16 protein-coding genes and 1 pseudogene are annotated in these 14,955 nt (G+C 74.7%); 12 read left to right on the top strand and 5 right to left on the bottom strand.

What is annotated here, in order from left to right:
• Positions 1-10: 10 nt before the first annotated feature.
• Positions 11-712, bottom strand: a complete 702-nt coding sequence (locus G7075_RS16130) for a M50 family metallopeptidase (RefSeq protein WP_240917687.1) — start codon at positions 710-712, stop codon at positions 11-13.
• Between the two features lie 65 nt (positions 713-777).
• Between G7075_RS16130 and G7075_RS16125 the strand changes: the two genes are divergently transcribed.
• The 4 genes from G7075_RS16125 to G7075_RS16110 are packed head-to-tail and all read left to right on the top strand — an operon-like array spanning position 778 to position 4,612.
• Entirely contained in the window at positions 778-2,289 is a 1,512-nt protein-coding gene (locus tag G7075_RS16125; RefSeq protein WP_205860537.1) for a CBS domain-containing protein, read from the top strand.
• Positions 2,290-2,291: 2 nt separating this feature from the next.
• Complete coding sequence (locus G7075_RS16120) at positions 2,292-3,590, top strand: SLC13 family permease (protein WP_205860536.1); 1,299 nt, start codon at positions 2,292-2,294, stop codon at positions 3,588-3,590.
• Positions 3,591-3,647: 57 nt separating this feature from the next.
• On the top strand, positions 3,648-4,310 hold the full coding sequence (locus G7075_RS16115) for an LON peptidase substrate-binding domain-containing protein (protein WP_166123349.1): 663 nt from the start codon (positions 3,648-3,650) through the stop codon (positions 4,308-4,310).
• Between the two features lie 20 nt (positions 4,311-4,330).
• Positions 4,331-4,612, top strand: coding sequence for a MazG nucleotide pyrophosphohydrolase domain-containing protein (locus G7075_RS16110; RefSeq protein ID WP_166123347.1), 282 nt, complete (start codon positions 4,331-4,333; stop codon positions 4,610-4,612).
• A 1-nt stretch (position 4,613) separates the two neighbouring features.
• Here G7075_RS16110 and G7075_RS16105 read toward each other — a convergent pair whose 3' ends face one another.
• Together G7075_RS16105 and G7075_RS22100 are read right to left on the bottom strand one after the other, a co-directional pair.
• Positions 4,614-5,096: a dienelactone hydrolase family protein gene (locus tag G7075_RS16105; RefSeq protein ID WP_256378037.1), complete on the bottom strand. Its 483-nt coding sequence runs from the start codon at positions 5,094-5,096 to the stop codon at positions 4,614-4,616.
• Positions 5,097-5,182: 86 nt separating this feature from the next.
• Positions 5,183-5,281 (bottom strand): annotated as a pseudogene (locus G7075_RS22100) (dienelactone hydrolase family protein); the annotation flags it as partial.
• 228 nt (positions 5,282-5,509) lie between these two features.
• Here G7075_RS22100 and G7075_RS16100 point away from each other — a divergent pair.
• Positions 5,510-6,517 (top strand): hypothetical protein, encoded by a 1,008-nt coding sequence (locus G7075_RS16100; protein ID WP_166123345.1) that lies wholly within the window; start codon positions 5,510-5,512, stop codon positions 6,515-6,517.
• Between the two features lie 97 nt (positions 6,518-6,614).
• Positions 6,615-7,964: a chaplin family protein gene (locus tag G7075_RS16095; protein WP_166123343.1), complete on the top strand. Its 1,350-nt coding sequence runs from the start codon at positions 6,615-6,617 to the stop codon at positions 7,962-7,964.
• 46 nt (positions 7,965-8,010) lie between these two features.
• Here the strand turns inward: G7075_RS16095 and G7075_RS16090 are convergent, their stop codons facing one another.
• Entirely contained in the window at positions 8,011-9,180 is a 1,170-nt protein-coding gene (locus G7075_RS16090) for a hypothetical protein (protein WP_166123341.1), read from the bottom strand.
• Positions 9,181-9,190: 10 nt separating this feature from the next.
• On the bottom strand, positions 9,191-9,643 hold the full coding sequence (locus G7075_RS23045; RefSeq protein ID WP_371814099.1) for a fructosamine kinase family protein: 453 nt from the start codon (positions 9,641-9,643) through the stop codon (positions 9,191-9,193).
• A 417-nt stretch (positions 9,644-10,060) separates the two neighbouring features.
• Here G7075_RS23045 and G7075_RS16080 point away from each other — a divergent pair, with 417 nt between their 5' ends.
• The 6 genes from G7075_RS16080 to G7075_RS16060 all read left to right on the top strand — a co-directional run bounded on the left by G7075_RS16080 (position 10,061) and on the right by G7075_RS16060 (position 14,808).
• Entirely contained in the window at positions 10,061-10,834 is a 774-nt protein-coding gene (locus tag G7075_RS16080; RefSeq protein ID WP_166123339.1) for a GAF and ANTAR domain-containing protein, read from the top strand.
• Between the two features lie 23 nt (positions 10,835-10,857).
• Positions 10,858-11,190: a hypothetical protein gene (locus G7075_RS21550; RefSeq protein WP_240917686.1), complete on the top strand. Its 333-nt coding sequence runs from the start codon at positions 10,858-10,860 to the stop codon at positions 11,188-11,190.
• Between the two features lie 5 nt (positions 11,191-11,195).
• A complete protein-coding gene (locus tag G7075_RS16075; RefSeq protein WP_240917685.1) occupies positions 11,196-12,008 on the top strand; it encodes an App1 family protein in 813 nt (270 codons plus the stop codon).
• Between the two features lie 441 nt (positions 12,009-12,449).
• On the top strand, positions 12,450-13,310 hold the full coding sequence (locus G7075_RS16070; RefSeq protein WP_166123337.1) for an Fpg/Nei family DNA glycosylase: 861 nt from the start codon (positions 12,450-12,452) through the stop codon (positions 13,308-13,310).
• 101 nt (positions 13,311-13,411) lie between these two features.
• A complete protein-coding gene (locus G7075_RS16065; RefSeq protein ID WP_166123335.1) occupies positions 13,412-14,434 on the top strand; it encodes a peptidoglycan-binding protein in 1,023 nt (340 codons plus the stop codon).
• Positions 14,435-14,472: 38 nt separating this feature from the next.
• Positions 14,473-14,808, top strand: coding sequence for a rhodanese-like domain-containing protein (locus G7075_RS16060; RefSeq protein WP_166123333.1), 336 nt, complete (start codon positions 14,473-14,475; stop codon positions 14,806-14,808).
• The last annotated feature ends 147 nt before the right edge of the window (positions 14,809-14,955 follow it).

Raw genomic sequence — 14,955 nt, 5'->3', positions numbered from 1 at the left:
CTCGGAGGGGTCAGAGGGCGGCGAGGACGGTCGTCGCGACGACCCAGGTGGCGGCGGCGCACACCAGCGCGAAGGTCGCTACCCACACGAGCCTCGGCACACCGGTCAGCCGGGCGAGCACCGCCGCGTCGCTCGTCGAGCTGTCACGGGTCCCGGCCACCGCCGCGAGGTGGCGCCACGCGCCGACGACGAGCACGACGCCCGTCCCGACGAGGACCTGGGCGTGCAGCCGGTCCGACCCCGACCACCACAGCCACGCCGTGACCGCCCCGACCCCGAGCACGACGACGGCGGTGAGCACCGAGCGCGAGCGCACGAGGGCCACGAGCAGCACCAGGAGCACGACGCCCAGCACGGTCGGACCCCAGCCGCGTCCCGCGAGCCACACGGCCGCGGCCCCGACGACCGCGGGCGCCGGGTAGCCGGCCCACGTCGTCGCGACCCGCCCGGGCCCGCGCGCCGGGCCGACCGTCACGGCGTGCCCGCTCATGTCGCCCCGGAGCACGAACCCGGTGAAGCGCCGCCCGCAGAGGATGCCGACGCCGGCGTGCCCGAGCTCGTGCACGAGCGTCACCCCGAGGCGCAGCACCCGCCACACCGGCCCGACCCCGACGGCCACGATTGCCGCCAGCAGCACGACGAGCACCGGCCGCCCGATGAGCGACACCTCGCCCACCGGCTGCAGCCGCTGCCACACCTCGTCGACGTCCACGGGCACCGGACCGTAGCCGCCGCACCTGTGCACCCGCGCGCGGGGACCCGGTAGCGTCGGTGGACGTGACCGGGCTCGTCGACATCCACTGCCACGGTGCCGCCGGCGCCGAGCTCGGTGGCACGACCGAGGGCACCCGCACCGCCGCCGCCCACCACCACTCGGCCGGCGTCGAGCGCCTCGTCGCCAGCCTCGTCTCGGCACCGTTCGACGACCTCGTCGCCCGGGTGACGACGCTCGCACCGCTCGTGGCGGACGGGACGCTGGCCGGCATCCACCTCGAGGGCCCGTTCCTCGCCGAGGGCCGCCGCGGGGCCCACGACCCCGCCGCCCTCACCGACCCCGACCCCTCGCTCGTCGAGCGCCTCGCCGAGGCGGTGGCCCTGGCCGGAGCCCCGGACGCGCTGCGGCACATGACCTTCGCCCCCGAGCTGCCCGGTGCGGACGCCCTCGTGCGCGCCCTCGTCGAGCACGGCATCCGGCCGTCCGTCGGGCACACCGAGGCCGACGCCGCCCGCACGGCGCGCACGCTGGCAGAGGTCGCCGACCTCCAGGGATCGCCGGCGCTCGTGACGCACCTCTTCAACGGGATGCCGCCGCTGCACCACCGCGCCGGCGGGCCGGTCGCCGCCGCCCTGGCCGCCGCCGCCCGGGGCGAGGCGGTCCTCGAGCTGATCACCGACGGGGTGCACGTCGCTCCCGAGGTCGTGCGGATGGTCTTCGACACGGTCGGGCCGGACGCCGTCGTGCTCGTGTCCGACGCGATGGCCGCCACCGGTCTCGGCGACGGGCGCTACCGGCTCGGCAGCCTCGAGGTCGTCGTCGCCGACGGCACCGCCCGCACCGTGAGCACCGGCTCGATCGCCGGCGGCACCTCGACCCTCGCCGACTGCGTGCGCTGGGCGGTGGAGGTGGCCGGGCTCCCCGAGGAGGACGTGCTGACGGCCGCCACCCGCACCCCCGGCGCGCCCTCGGCCTGCCCGACACCCCCTGAGCACGACCACCGCACCGGAGAGGCAGCCACCATGCGCGCCGAAGAGCTCGTCGAGCAGGTCCCCACCGTCAGGCGCTCGACCACGGGCGCCGAGGCGGCCCGCGTCGTCGCCGAGTACCGGCTCTCGGCCCTCGTCGTCGCCGACGAGTCGGGGGTGCCGATCGCGGTCATCCCCGGGAGCCAGCTGTTCGGCCTGGTGCTGCCCCGCTGGGTGCGCGACGACCGCACGCTCGTGCACGCCTACGACGAGAAGGGCGCCGACGACCTGTGCCGCCGCCTCAACGAGGCGACGATCGGCGACCTGCTCGACGACGAGAAGCTGACCGCGACGACCCCTCCCGCGGTCCTCCCCGAGGACACCCTGCTCGAGATCGCCTCGGCGATGGACGGCAGCCACAGCCCGATGGTCCTGGTCCGCGACCGCGACGGGACCTTCCACGGGGTGCTGACGATGTCCCGGGTGCTCGCGGCCATCGCCTCGGCCGCCGGGCAGGACAGCGACCTCATCCGCCGCCGCCTCGAGAAGGACATCATCCTGCGCGGCACGCCCGACGAGTCGGCTCCGAGCCGTGAGGCGCCGTGAGCGTGACCTCCGTCCTCGCGGTCGCCGTCTTCGTCGGCGCCTACGTCCTCATCGCGACCGAGAAGCTCAACCGCACGGCCGTCGCCCTCGGCGGCGCGGCGGCGATGGTGCTCATCGGGGTGGTCCGCGGCGAGGACGTCTTCTTCTCCGAGGACACCGGTGTCGACTGGAACGTCATCTTCCTGCTCCTGGGGATGATGATCATCGTCGGCATCCTGCGCCAGACCGGCGTCTTCGAGTTCGTCGCGATCTGGGCCGCCCAACGGTCCAGGGCCCGGCCCTTCCGGATGATGGCGCTGCTCATCGTCATCACGGCGGTCGCCTCGGCGCTGCTCGACAACGTCACGACCGTCCTGCTCGTCGCGCCGGTCACCCTCCTGCTCTGCGACCGGCTGGCGCTGGCCCCGGTGCCCTTCCTCCTCGCCGAGGCGATGGCGAGCAACATCGGCGGAACCGCGACCCTCATCGGCGACCCGCCGAACATCATCATCGCGAGCCGGGCCGGGCTGACCTTCAACGACTTCCTCGTCCACCTCGCGCCGGTCGTCGTCGTGCTGCTCGGCGTCTTCGTCCTCCTCGCCTGGCTGCTCTGGGGTCGGCGGCTGCGCTACGACCCGGAGCGCGCCGAGGCCGTCATGGCCCTGACCCCGCGAGAGACCATCAGCGACCCCCGCCTGCTGCGACGGATGCTCCTCATCCTCGGCGCCGTCCTGGTCGGCTTCCTGACCCACCCCCTGACCGGCCTCGACCCCTCGCTCGTCGCGCTGCTCGGCGCCGGGGCCTCGGTGCTCGCCTCGCGCCTGCCGTCCGAGAAGTTCCTCGCTGACGTCGAGTGGGAGACCCTCCTGTTCTTCGCCGGCCTGTTCGTCATGGTCGGCTCGCTCGTCAAGGCCGGGATCATCGGTGACCTCGCCGGCTCCCTGACCGACGCCATCGGCGAGAACTACCTCGCCGCCGCGCAGGGCATCCTCGTCGGGTCGGCGGCCCTCTCCGGCATCGTCGACAACATCCCGTACGTGGCGACGATGTCACCGCTCGTGCACGACCTCGTCGGTCCCGGAGCCGGGCTGCCACCCGGCCGGCAGTCGCTGTGGTGGGCGCTGGCCCTGGGCGCCGACCTCGGGGGCAACGCGACCGCGATCGGTGCCAGCGCCAACGTCGTCATCACGGGCATCGCCAAGCGCAACGACCACCCGATCTCGTTCTGGACCTTCACGAGGTACGGCCTCATCGTGACCGCGGCGACCATCGGCATCTGCGTGCCCTACGTCTGGCTGCGCTACTTCGTCCTCGCGGGCTGACCCGGGCCGGGCCTCGACAACCGCCCCGCCACCGCGGCAGCGGTCCTACAGTGAGGCATGGCCGTGCTGCCCCTCTTCCCGCTCGGCGGGGTGCTGCTGCCCGGGGCCCGGATGCCGCTCCAGCTCTTCGAGCCCCGCTACCTCGAGCTGGCCCAGCGCCTCGCCCACGAGCCCGAGGACGAGCGCGCCTTCGGCGTCATCCGCATCCGGCACGGGCACGAGGTGGGTGACGGTGCGGCCACCGACCTCCACGAGATCGGGTGCGAGGCACGGGTCGACGCGATGGCCCTCTCCCGCGGCGACGCCGGCACGGTCGTGCACCTCGTGGCCCGGGGTGCGCGGCGCTTCCGGCTCGACGGCCTCGACGAGGGCGCCGGCACCTCGTTCCTCACCGGGTCGGTGACCTGGCTGGACGAGCCGGCCGACGACGACCCGGAAGTGACCGCGCTGGTCGCCCGCGTCCTCGCGGCGCACGCCCGCTACCTCGAGACCCTCGGGGCGCGGACCGACCCGGTGCCGGCCGGGCCGCGGGAGGTGGCCTACCGCGTGGCCGAGCGGATGGTCCTCGACCCGGCCGACCGCCAGCGCGTGCTCGACGGCGCGGACACCGCCACCCGCCTGCGCACGGTGCTCTCGCTCCTCGGCCGGGAGACGGCCATCGTCGACCGCTTCTCCGCCCTCCCGACGCCGACCGACCTCGGCGGCGCCTCGCTCAACTGAGCCTCGGTAGGGTGCCGCGCATGGACCTCGCCCGCCTCCAGGAGGTCATCGAGCGCACCTACGGCGAGCGTGACCGGGCCCGCGGGGTGCCGAGCACCGTCGCGTGGCTCGCCGAGGAGGTCGGCGAGCTGGCCCAGGCGGTGCGCAAGGGCACCCACGCCCAGCGCGAGCACGAGTTCGCCGACGTCGTGGCATGGGTCGCGTCGCTGGCCAACCAGGTGGGGGTCGACCTCACGACCGCCGTCGAGCGCTACGCCGACGGCTGCCCGCGCTGCGGCGGGTCACCCTGCACCTGCGCGTAGGTCAGCCCGCGGTGCCGGTCGGGAGGGTCGCGGCCAGCCAGGCCTCGGTGCGCGACCACGCCGCGGCGCTCGCCTCCGGGTCGTGGTTGACGAAGTCGGGGTTGTCGAAGGCGTGGTCGGCGCCCGGGTAGGTGATGACCTCGGCCGGTGCGGGGCCGGAGGTGACGGCGGACCGGATGGTCTCGACGGCCTCCATCGGGAGGTAGGCGTCGGCCTCGCCGAACACGTGGAGGGACGGCGTCGACACGGACGGGACGTGCTCGACCAACCCCGGCAGCGCCGAGCCGTAGAAGGAGACGAGGGCGTCGGCGGGCTCCCCCGCGACGACCGCGTACCCGAGGCCACCGCCGAAGCAGAACCCGACGACGCCGGTGCCGCCCTCGACCTCGGGCTGCTCGCGCAGGGTGCGCAGGGCGGCGGAGGAGTCGGCGACGGCCGCGTCCCAGTCGAGGCGGCCGAGCAGGCCCATCGCCTCCTCGAGCATGCTCGGGCCGCCCTCGACCTCGCTGACCCCGAGCCGCCAGAAGACCTCGGGGCGAGCACGACGTAGCCGAGAGCGGCGAGGTCCTCGGCCCGACGGCGGATGTACGGGCTGATGCCGAAGATCTCCTGGAGCAGGAGGATGCCCGGCCCGCGGCCGCCGTCGGGCAGCCAGCGGTGGGCCGGCATCGGGCCGTCGGGGGTCGGGACGTCGAGGCGCTCGCTCATCGCGCCAGCATGCCATCCGCCGCGCGGCGAGGTCATCGAGCGGTCAACGACATTTCCCGTGGTGTCGGCAATGTGTCGCCGCGCAATTGCAAAGGATGTGCAAAGAATCGTCGAAATGCTGGAAATGAGGCAATCCGTTGTGATGTGTTGGAGCGAAGACCAGTCACAGCGACGAGGGGAGGCGCACCGATGACCGGATCACCGCTCGTGCGTGTGCCCCTCCGACTGGTGCTGACCGTCGGGTTCGTCGCCGTGTGCTGGATGCTCCTGGCACCGGCCGACGCCCACGCTGAAGAGCGTTCTCCCGCAGCCCGACCCGGACTCCTCGGCCAGGTCGCCCAGGCTCTCGAGCACGACGTCACCGCGCCCGTCACGGAGGCGGCCACCGACACCACGCGGTCGGTCGCACGGACGACGGACCGGGTGCTGGGGTCGGCCGACGCCACCGTGCACCACGCGACGCGGGTCGCCACCCGGGTCTCCGACGAGGCGAGCAGCGTCGCGCCGGCGGCTCCGGTCGCGCCGGTCGTCGACCGGGTCGTCAAGAACGCGACGGCGACCGTCGAGCGCACCGGCCACGCGGCCACGTCGTCGGCCCGCACGGTCGTGGACGAGACGGCCGCCCAGGTCGCGGTGACGGTCGATACGGCGACGAAGACGTTGTCCGACACCGTTTCCGGTGTGGCCGGGGCGACCGACGGGGTGCTCTCCGAGGTCGTCGGCACGGTCACCGACGTGGTCGACCCGCTCGTCCCGGTCCGCCCCGTGCCCGTCGGCGCGGTCACCTCCCCGGGAGGCACCGACCAGACCCCCGAGGCCGTGTCGCCGTCGCCCCGCGGCGCGGCGATCGCCACCGGGCCGGCGACCGCCGACCGGTCGGCATCGGCCCCCGCGGTGGCCCGGCCCGCCACCTCGGTCGGCCCCACGGCGCACGTCGTCGCGGTGCTCGCGGCCGTCGGTGTCGCCTCCGTGCCCGTGCCCGCCGACCCGGGCCCCCTGCAGCCACTGACCACCCTCGCCTGCCTCGCGGCGGCCGGGGCCCTGTCCTCCTTCTCCGGGCGCGGTCTCGCGTCCGGGGCCGCGGCGCTGTCGCCGACGTCCGCTCCCGCCGTGGAGCTCGTCGCCGACGCGGTCCGCTCGGTCACGAGGCGCCCGGCCGCCGGCCCGGCCCTCGTCCCCGGTTCCAGCCCTGGCTGATCCCCGCCCGCGCCCGTTCCACGGCGCTCGGCTCGACCCCACGTCCGCGTGGGTCCACGGATCATCCAGGAAAGGAAGCACGACCATGCACGCATACATGCGCAGAGGGCTCCAGGTGGGCCTCCTCGTGGGAGGCGGCATCCTGTTCGCCAGTCCCGCGTGGGCCGACGACACGACGTCCGGCTCCGACAGCCTCCTCGGGGGCAACCAGGTGGTCACCGCGGTCACGGCACCGGTGACGGTCTCGGGCAACGCGATCTCGGTGCTCGGGGACTCCCGCTCCGACGGTGCCTCGACGGCGGCGCCGAGCAGGGCCTCGTCCGGCAGCGGTTCCTCCGGAGGGGCGAGGAGCACGTCGGGTGAGGACTCGGTCGGTGGCGGCAACCAGGCCACGGCGCCGGTGTCGGTGCCGGTGACGGTCTCGGGCAACGCGATCTCGGTGCTCGGGGACTCCCGGTCCGAGAAGGCGACGACCACGACGACGGCGCCGACCAAGGCCTCGTCCGGCAGCGGTTCCTCCGGAGGGGCGAGGAGCACGTCGGGTGAGGACTCGGTCGGTGGTGGGAACCAGGCCACGGCGCCGGTGTCGGTGCCGGTGACGGTCTCGGGCAACGCGATCTCGGTGCTCGGGGACTCCCGCTCCGACGGTGCCTCGACGGCGGCGTCGACCGGGTCCGGGACGACGGGCTCGTCGACCACGTCCGGCGAGGACTCGCTCCTCGGCGGCAACCAGGTCGGCCTGCCGGTCGGCATCCCGGTGACGGTCGGCGGCAACGCCGTCTCGGTGGTCGGTGACTCCACGAGCACCGGTGCGACCACGACCGGGGGCTCGGGTGCTCCCGGTGGCTCCGGCGGCGTGACCTCGGGTGAGGACTCGGCGCTCGGCGGCAACCAGGTCGGCCTGCCGGTCGGCATCCCGGTGACGATCGGCGGCACCGCGGTCTCGGGTGTCGGTGACTCCACGAGCACCGGTGCGACCACGACCGGCGGCTCGGGTGCTCCCGGTGGCTCCGGCGGCGTGACCTCGGGTGAGGACTCGGCGCTCGGCGGCAACCAGGTCGGCCTGCCGGTCGGCCTCCCGGTGACGGTCGGCGGCAACGCCGTCTCGGTGGTCGGTGACTCCACGACGGAGGGCCCGACGACCGGCCCGCAGGACCCCGGCACCCCGGGTGACCCCGGCACCCCGGGCGACCCGGGTACTCCCGGTGACCCCGGCACCCCGGGCACTCCCGGCGACCCCGGCACGCCGGGCACGCCCGACGCCCCCGCCGGCTCGGTGACGCCGACCGCGGTCCAGGACGCCGTCCTGGCCGTCGCTCCGGCCGCCCGGCTGGCGCAGACCGGCCTCGAGGCGGGCCTGCTCCTCGCCCTGGCCGGGGCCCTGCTCCTCATGGGCGCCGGGCTGGTCCTCACCACGCGTCGCACGCCGGTGGCGTCGCGCGGGTGAGCACGGACGGGCCGGACCGGGTGCACCCCTGTCGTACCCGGTCCGGTCAGGGGCGCCGGTTCACGGCCGGCGCCACGTGCCCCGAGGCCAGCAGCACGTGCACCGTCGCGGTGACGAGCTGCTCGGCCTCGGGGTGCGCCCCGTGCACCTCGACGGCCGCGGCCACGAGCTCGGTGACGGTCACCGGCCGCTCCGCCGCCCGCCACAGCGTCGACGCCAGGTCGGGGAGGACGGCCGGCACCTGCCCGCGCACGACGAGGGAGGACCCCTCGGCGTGCACCGCGTGCTGGAACGGCGTCCGCTGCACCGGGGCGCCGGCCGGTAGGTCGTCCGGCGTCACGTCGGGGACCGGCGCACCCGCAGCGGTGTCGTCGTCGTCGAGCAGCGCCGGCTCGTCACCGCGCTCACTCGTCCATCCGATGGGAGGCTGCGAGCCCCCGGACCCGTCCGCGAGCCCCGCGACGAGGTCGACGCAGTCGGCGATCTCGGCGTACCGCAGCCGCCACGGCCCACCGCCGGCGGTCAGCGCCGCGACCACGGACTCCATCGGACGCGGGAGCCGGAGCAGCGCCGACGTCTGCGGCACGACCTCGGCGAGGGCCTCGACGAGCGGCACCGGCTCGAGGACCGGTTCGGGCTGCCCGGGGTCGCGCGCCAGCAGCACGAGGGCCGCCAGCCGCAGCCGGTCGGGGGCGCGGGCCAGCCCCAGCTCGTCGGGCCCGGACTCGGTCTTGTCGAACGGGTCGCTCGGGTCGAGGAGCACCGAGAGGGGCTTGGCCCACGGCCGGACGGTGAGGTCGTCCTCGACGGCCACCGTCTCGTCGGACACGTACCCGAGCGAGCGCCCGAGGACCCGGGCGGCGGTGGTCTTGCCGGTGCCCGACGCGGCGACGAGCGCGACGGTCGCGCCGCCCGGGGTGCTGACGCCCGCGGCGTGCAGCAGGAGGCACTGGCCGGTGCGGCGGCGGATCGAGGCCATCGTGAGGGCCCGGGACAGGAGGTAGGGGAGCTCGGCGTCCGAGCACCGGTGCGGCACGCCGGCGAGCGTCAGCCCGTCACCGGCGCGGGACACCTCGTAGGGCAGCACCTCGCCGACGGGCTCCGGCCCGCTCGCCGCCCGACTCCACAGCGCCTGCAGCCGGCCGGACATCGGCTCGCCGAGGCCCGTGACGTCGAGGTCCCATCCGGCGCCGAACGCGTCCAGCCGCTGCACCACCACGCCGGCCTCAGGCGAACCGGGCGGCCGCGTCGAGGGCCTGACGCACGTAGGAGCCGCCGAACAGGACGGCGTGGACGAGGAGCGGGTGGACCTGGTGCAGCAGCACCCGGTCGCGCCAGCCGTCGGCGAGCGGGGCGGCCTCGTCGTACGCGGCGAGGACCCGGTCGAGCTCGGGGGCGCCGAAGAGGTCGAGCATCGCGAGGTCGGCCTCCCGGTGCCCACCGTGCGCCGCGGGGTCGATGAGGACGGCGCCCTCGCGCGTCCACACGACGTTGCCCGACCACAGGTCGCCGTGGAGCCGGGCCGGGGGCTCGTCGGTGTCGTGGGTGCCGGCGGCGAGCGTGTCGGCGAGCCGCTCGAGGAGGGCGAGGGCGTCGGTGTCGAAGACTCCGCGGTCGTGGCCGAGCCGGGCCAGCGGGCGCACCCGGGCCTCCGCGGCGAACGGCCCCAGGCCGGCCACGCCCCGAGACGCAGCGGCAGCGGCTCGCTGAGCGGACCGAGCCAGCCGTCGCCGGTCCATCCGTCCGGACCCGACCCGAAGGCCGGCGCCCCCGCGGCGTGCGTGGCCGCGAGCCCGCGCCCGAGCTCCTCGGCGTGCGCGCGCCCGGCCGGGGCGGCCTCGAGCAGCGGCAGCTCGAGGAAGTCGGCGCCGACCGCCAGCACCTCCGCCACGAGGGCACCCCCGGACCCCCGGCGTCACCGAGCCAGCGCAGCCCCCGGGCCTCCCACTCGAAGTAACCCGGCGGTGCGCTGGCCGAGGACTTGCGGTGGCGGCGCGGCACGGGCCCATCGTCGCACCCGGCGCCCGCACCCGGCCCGACGTCGGCTCGGCGGACTACAGTCTTCACGGCAACCCCCGTGACCTGGGAGGACTCCCATGACCGACACCCTGACCCCTCCTCCCCCGGAGGAGGAGGACACCGACGCCGGCGCCCTGCTCGAGCGCTACAACCACGAGCTCGGGGGCGTCCTCGAGTCGATGGAGCAGCTGTCCGACTACCTCGAGCGCGTCGTCCACGCCGTGCGCCGGCACGTCGACGGCTGCGACGAGGTGGGCGTGACCGTGCTGAGCAGCGACCGCCCGCACACTGCCGCGTACACGACCGTTCAGACCCTCGAGATCGACGCCGCCCAGTACGCGCTCGACGAGGGGCCGTGCCTCGACGCCGCCCGCACCCGGCGCGAGCAGATCGTCCCCGACCTGTGCACCGACGACGGGCGCTGGCCGACGTTCGCCGAGATCTCGCGCCAGGACGGCATGCGCAGCCTCTTCGCGGTACCGCTGGTCAGCGGCGACGAGTGCGTCGGCGCGATCAACCTCTACGCGTGGGCCACGAACGCCTTCGACGACTTCGACGCCGCCCTCGTGCGGATCGCCGCCGCCCGGGCGGCCGACGCCGTGGTCGCCGTGACCGCCCTCGACGGCATGCGCCGGCTGGCCGGCCAGCTCGAGCAGGCGATGGCCAGCCGGGCGGTCATCGAGCAGGCCAAGGGGGTCATCATGGCGCTGCGGGGCATCCCGGAGCACGACGCGTTTCAGGTGCTCCGCAAGACCTCGCAGGACCGCAACGTCAAGGTGCGCGTGCTCGCCGAGGAGGTCGTGCGCGGGGTGCGCACCGGCAGCGTGGAGACCGACCTGTCGGGCCGCTGAGACCCGTGTCCTAGAGTCGGTCCATGGCGCGACCGCACGCGGCAGCCCTCCTCGAGGACGCCTACACCGAGCGCAAGGCGGACCTGCTGCGCTCTCGGGGGTGGGTGACCCGGATCGTGCCGTCGACGGGGTACGGCAGCGCGAGCCAGCTGCGGATCTTCGGGCGGGTCATCTTCACCCGCGGCCGTCCCGAGGACGAGCCCGAGGAGCCCACCTACGCCGCCCGGCTGCGGGCCGTCGAGCTCGAGACGCGGGGCTGGCGGGCGTTCGTCGCGACGCCGGCCACCGAGGAGCCCGTCACGGTGCGGATCGACGACCGGCTCATCACCACGCGCACCGACCGCGGGGGTTCGTAGACCTCGTGGTCCGCGGGCACGGCCTGACGCCGGGGTGGCACCACGTGTACCTCTCCTCGCCGCGCGCGGAGACCATCGACGTGCCCGTGCTCGTCGTCGGGGCGACGGTGACGCACGGCATCATCTCCGACATCGACGACACGGTGCTGTCGACGTCGCTGCCGCGGCCGATGATCGCCGCGTGGAACACCTTCCTGCGCTCGGAGGGGGCCCGCCGGCCGGTGCCGGGGATGGCGACGATGTACCGCGAGCTGCTGGCCTCGCAGCCCGGGGCGCCGGTGGTCTACCTCTCGACCGGTGCCTGGAACACCGCTCCGCAGCTGACCCGGTTCCTCCGCCGCAACGGCTACCCCGCCGGACCGATGCTGCTCACCGACTGGGGGCCGACGAACACGGGCTGGTTCCGGTCCGGGCAGGAGCACAAGCGCGCCCAGCTGCACCGGCTGGCCCGCGAGCTGCCCAACGTGCGGTGGCTGCTCGTCGGTGACGACGGTCAGCACGACCCTCGGCTCTACACCGACTTCGCCACCCGCCGTCCCGACCGCGTGCGCGGCATCGCCATCCGCGAGCTGACCGCGGGGGAGCAGGTCCTCAGCCACGTCATCCCGGTGGCGACCGACGACATCGCGCCGGCGCCGACCGAGCAGCTCGAGGTGCCGGTGGTGCGCGGGCCGGACGGGTACGAGCTGAGGCGGCGGGTGCAGGCGCTGTGGGACGAGGCGCCGCGGGCGCGCACCCTGCGCGAGTACGCCTCGGCGGTGGTCACCGACGTCGACGACCCGCCCGACTACGTGCTCGAGGGGCCGGACGAGCGCTGACGCCGGAGGCGGCGGGGCACCGGATCAGCGGGCCGAGGCGCGCCGGAGGTGAGGGGTGTGCTCCGGGACTGCAGTCGCTCCGACCGGGATCCCTGACGCTCCGACTGGGATCCCTGACGCTCCGACTGGGATCCCTGACGCTCCGACTGGGATCCCTGACGCTGCGACTGGGATCCCTGACGCGGCGACCGGATGTCGGGAGAACACCCCCTGGTCCCGTCGTGGGGGGTGGTGTCGCTCAGCTCCTTGCCCGGAGCACGGATTCCGTTGCGCGTCGCACGCTCTCCCTTGACCGGTGCAAGGAGCCCCGGAGCACCTCCCCACCGACCGGGGCCGTGGCCGCTGCTGCCCGGGCACCGACCCGGATGCGGCCCCCGCGAGCGGCCGGCCGGCCCCCCGGAGTCGCCCCGGAGGTCGGTGGCGGGCGGTAGCGTCGGGCCCATGCCCGAGCTGCCGGAGGTGCAGGCGCTGGCCGACTTCCTCGGCCGGCGCACCGACGGGCTCGTCGTCACCGGCGTCGAGCTCGGCTCGTTCGCGGTGCTCAAGACCTTCACGCCGCCGCCCGACGCGCTGGTCGGTGCCCCCGTGGACGGTGTGGGCCGGCACGGCAAGTTCCTCGACCTCGACTGCGGCGGAACCCACCTGGTCTTCCACCTCGCACGCGCCGGGTGGCTGCGCTGGTCCGATGCCATGCCCAACACCGTGCTGCGGCCCGGCAAGTCGCCCATCGCCCTGCGCGTGCGCTTCGACGACGGCTCGGGGTTCGACCTCACCGAGGCCGGCACGAAGAAGGGGCTGGCCGCGTACGTCGTCAACCGGGTCGAGGACGTGCCGCGCATCGCCTCGCTCGGGCCCGACCCGCTCGCCGACGGGTTCACCGAGGAGGTCTTCGCCGGCATCCTCGCGAGCCACCGGATGCAGGTGAAGGGGCTGCTGCGCGACCAGGCGATCATCGCCGGGGTGGGCAACGCCTACTCCGACGAGATCCTCCACGTCGCGAAGCTCTCGCCGTTCGCGCTCGCCGCGAAGCTCGAGCCCGAGCAGGTCACCCGGCTCTACACCGCGCTGCGCGAGACCCTCGCCCAGGCCGTGGCCACCGCGTCCGGCAAGCCGGCCAAGGAGCTCAAGGACGCCAAACGCGCCGGGATGCGCGTGCACGGACGCACGGGGGAGACCTGCCCCGAGTGCGGCGACGTCGTGCGCGAGGTGTCCTTCGCCGACTCCTCGCTGCAGTACTGCGCCACCTGCCAGACCGGTGGCAAGCCGCTCGCCGACCGGCGCACGAGCAAGTTCCTCAAGTAGGGCGGGGACCGCTCCCCCTCGCCGCGGCGCCGGTTCGGGGCTAGCCTCCGAAGGGTCCAGCGCGTCGGGGGGAGACCGGCGCCCGACGGGGAGGAACCACCATGACCGACCACCCGAGCACGCACCTGACCGGGCGCCCGACCACTCGGCGGCCCGCCCGTCCACCTCGCCGGAGGGGTGCCCTGCGCGCCCTGGCCGGTGCCGCCGCCGTGGTCGCGGGGCTGGTGGCCCTTCCGGCGCCGGTCGCCCTGGCCGCCTGCCCGGCCGGCGACCAGTGCACCTCGCTCCCGGACGTCGACGTCCAGAAGGTCGTGCTCGCCGCGACGCTGGACCCCTGGCGCACCGACGACGTCAAGACGCCGGGGGCCGCGACGAGCGTGCTGCGCGTCGAGCAGGCCCTCGTCGCCAAGGGGCTGCTCGCCTCGCGCTACGCCGACGGCTACTGGGGCACCACGACCACCACCGCCTGGGGCAAGTACGAGAAGTCCATCGGGCAGAACGGGATCCACACCCGGAACGGGCTGCCGAGCCCGGCCGAGCTGCGGAAGATCGGGGCCGGCCGCTTCGACGTCGTCAGGTCCTACGACGTCGGGGCACGGGTCACGGTGGCCAAGGCGCCCGCGGGCAACAGCGACGACGGCACCGAGGTCGTCAACCGGCGCACCCTCGACATGTTCCTCGAGGCCCAGCGCAACCTCGTGCGGGCCGACAAGGTCGGCAAGGACATGACGATCACGCAGGGCAGCTACTGCGACGCGTCGTGCGCCCCCGAGTCGTTCGGGACCCACGACGGCGGCGGCATCATCGACGTGCGCATCGTCGACACCACCGCCGCGGGCATCGCCAACCGGCTGGCGGCCCTGCGCGCGGTCGGCTTCGCCGCGTGGCAGCGGAGCAACCACATCCACGCCGTCGCGCTCAACGACTACCAGATGGCCTGGGCCGTGCACGGCGTCGGCGGTGCGCCGGCCCCGATCGTCGACGACGGCTGGACCGGCTACTGCCAGGTGTACGAGTGGGTCTACAAGGGCGACGGGCTCGGCCACTGCGACGGGCGGGTCGCCTCGACCTCGGCGCAGCGCACCGTCGTCACGTGGGAGGACTACCTCGCGGCCAGGGGGTGATCGCCCCGGCGCCGGGCGGGCTCTGCGATGCTGTCGCGATGAGCGAGTTCCCCGACGTGCCCGTGTCCGACCTGCCCGACGACGCCGTCGTGCTCGACATCCGCGAGCAGGACGAGTGGGACCTCGGGCACGCGCCGACCGCCGTCCACATCCCGATGAGCCAGCTGCCGGAGCGGGTCGACGAGCTCGCGCCGTTCCTCGACCGCGACGAGCCGCTGGTCGTCACCTGCCGGTCCGGTGGGCGCGTCCAGCGGGTCATGCCGTGGCTCGCGCAGCAGGGCTACGAGGTGGCCAACCTCGAGGGCGGGATGCGCGCCTGGCACGCCGCGGGACGTCCGATGGAGTCCGCCGGCGGCGAGCCCACCGTCTCCTGACCCCACGACTGATTGCCCAGAACCCACCTCTCGAGGCCCGTTCCGGGTCCCTCGAGGTGGGTTCTGGGCAATAGGTCGGGAGGATGGCGACACGATCGGGCTGTCTGCGGATGTATCGGATGGACGCTAGAGAAGCGCATACGCTGC

Origin of the sequence: Phycicoccus sp. HDW14, from assembly GCF_011383005.1 — a bacterium.
GTDB lineage: Bacteria > Actinomycetota > Actinomycetes > Actinomycetales > Dermatophilaceae > Phycicoccus.
This window is presented reverse-complemented; position numbering and strand designations above follow the sequence as displayed.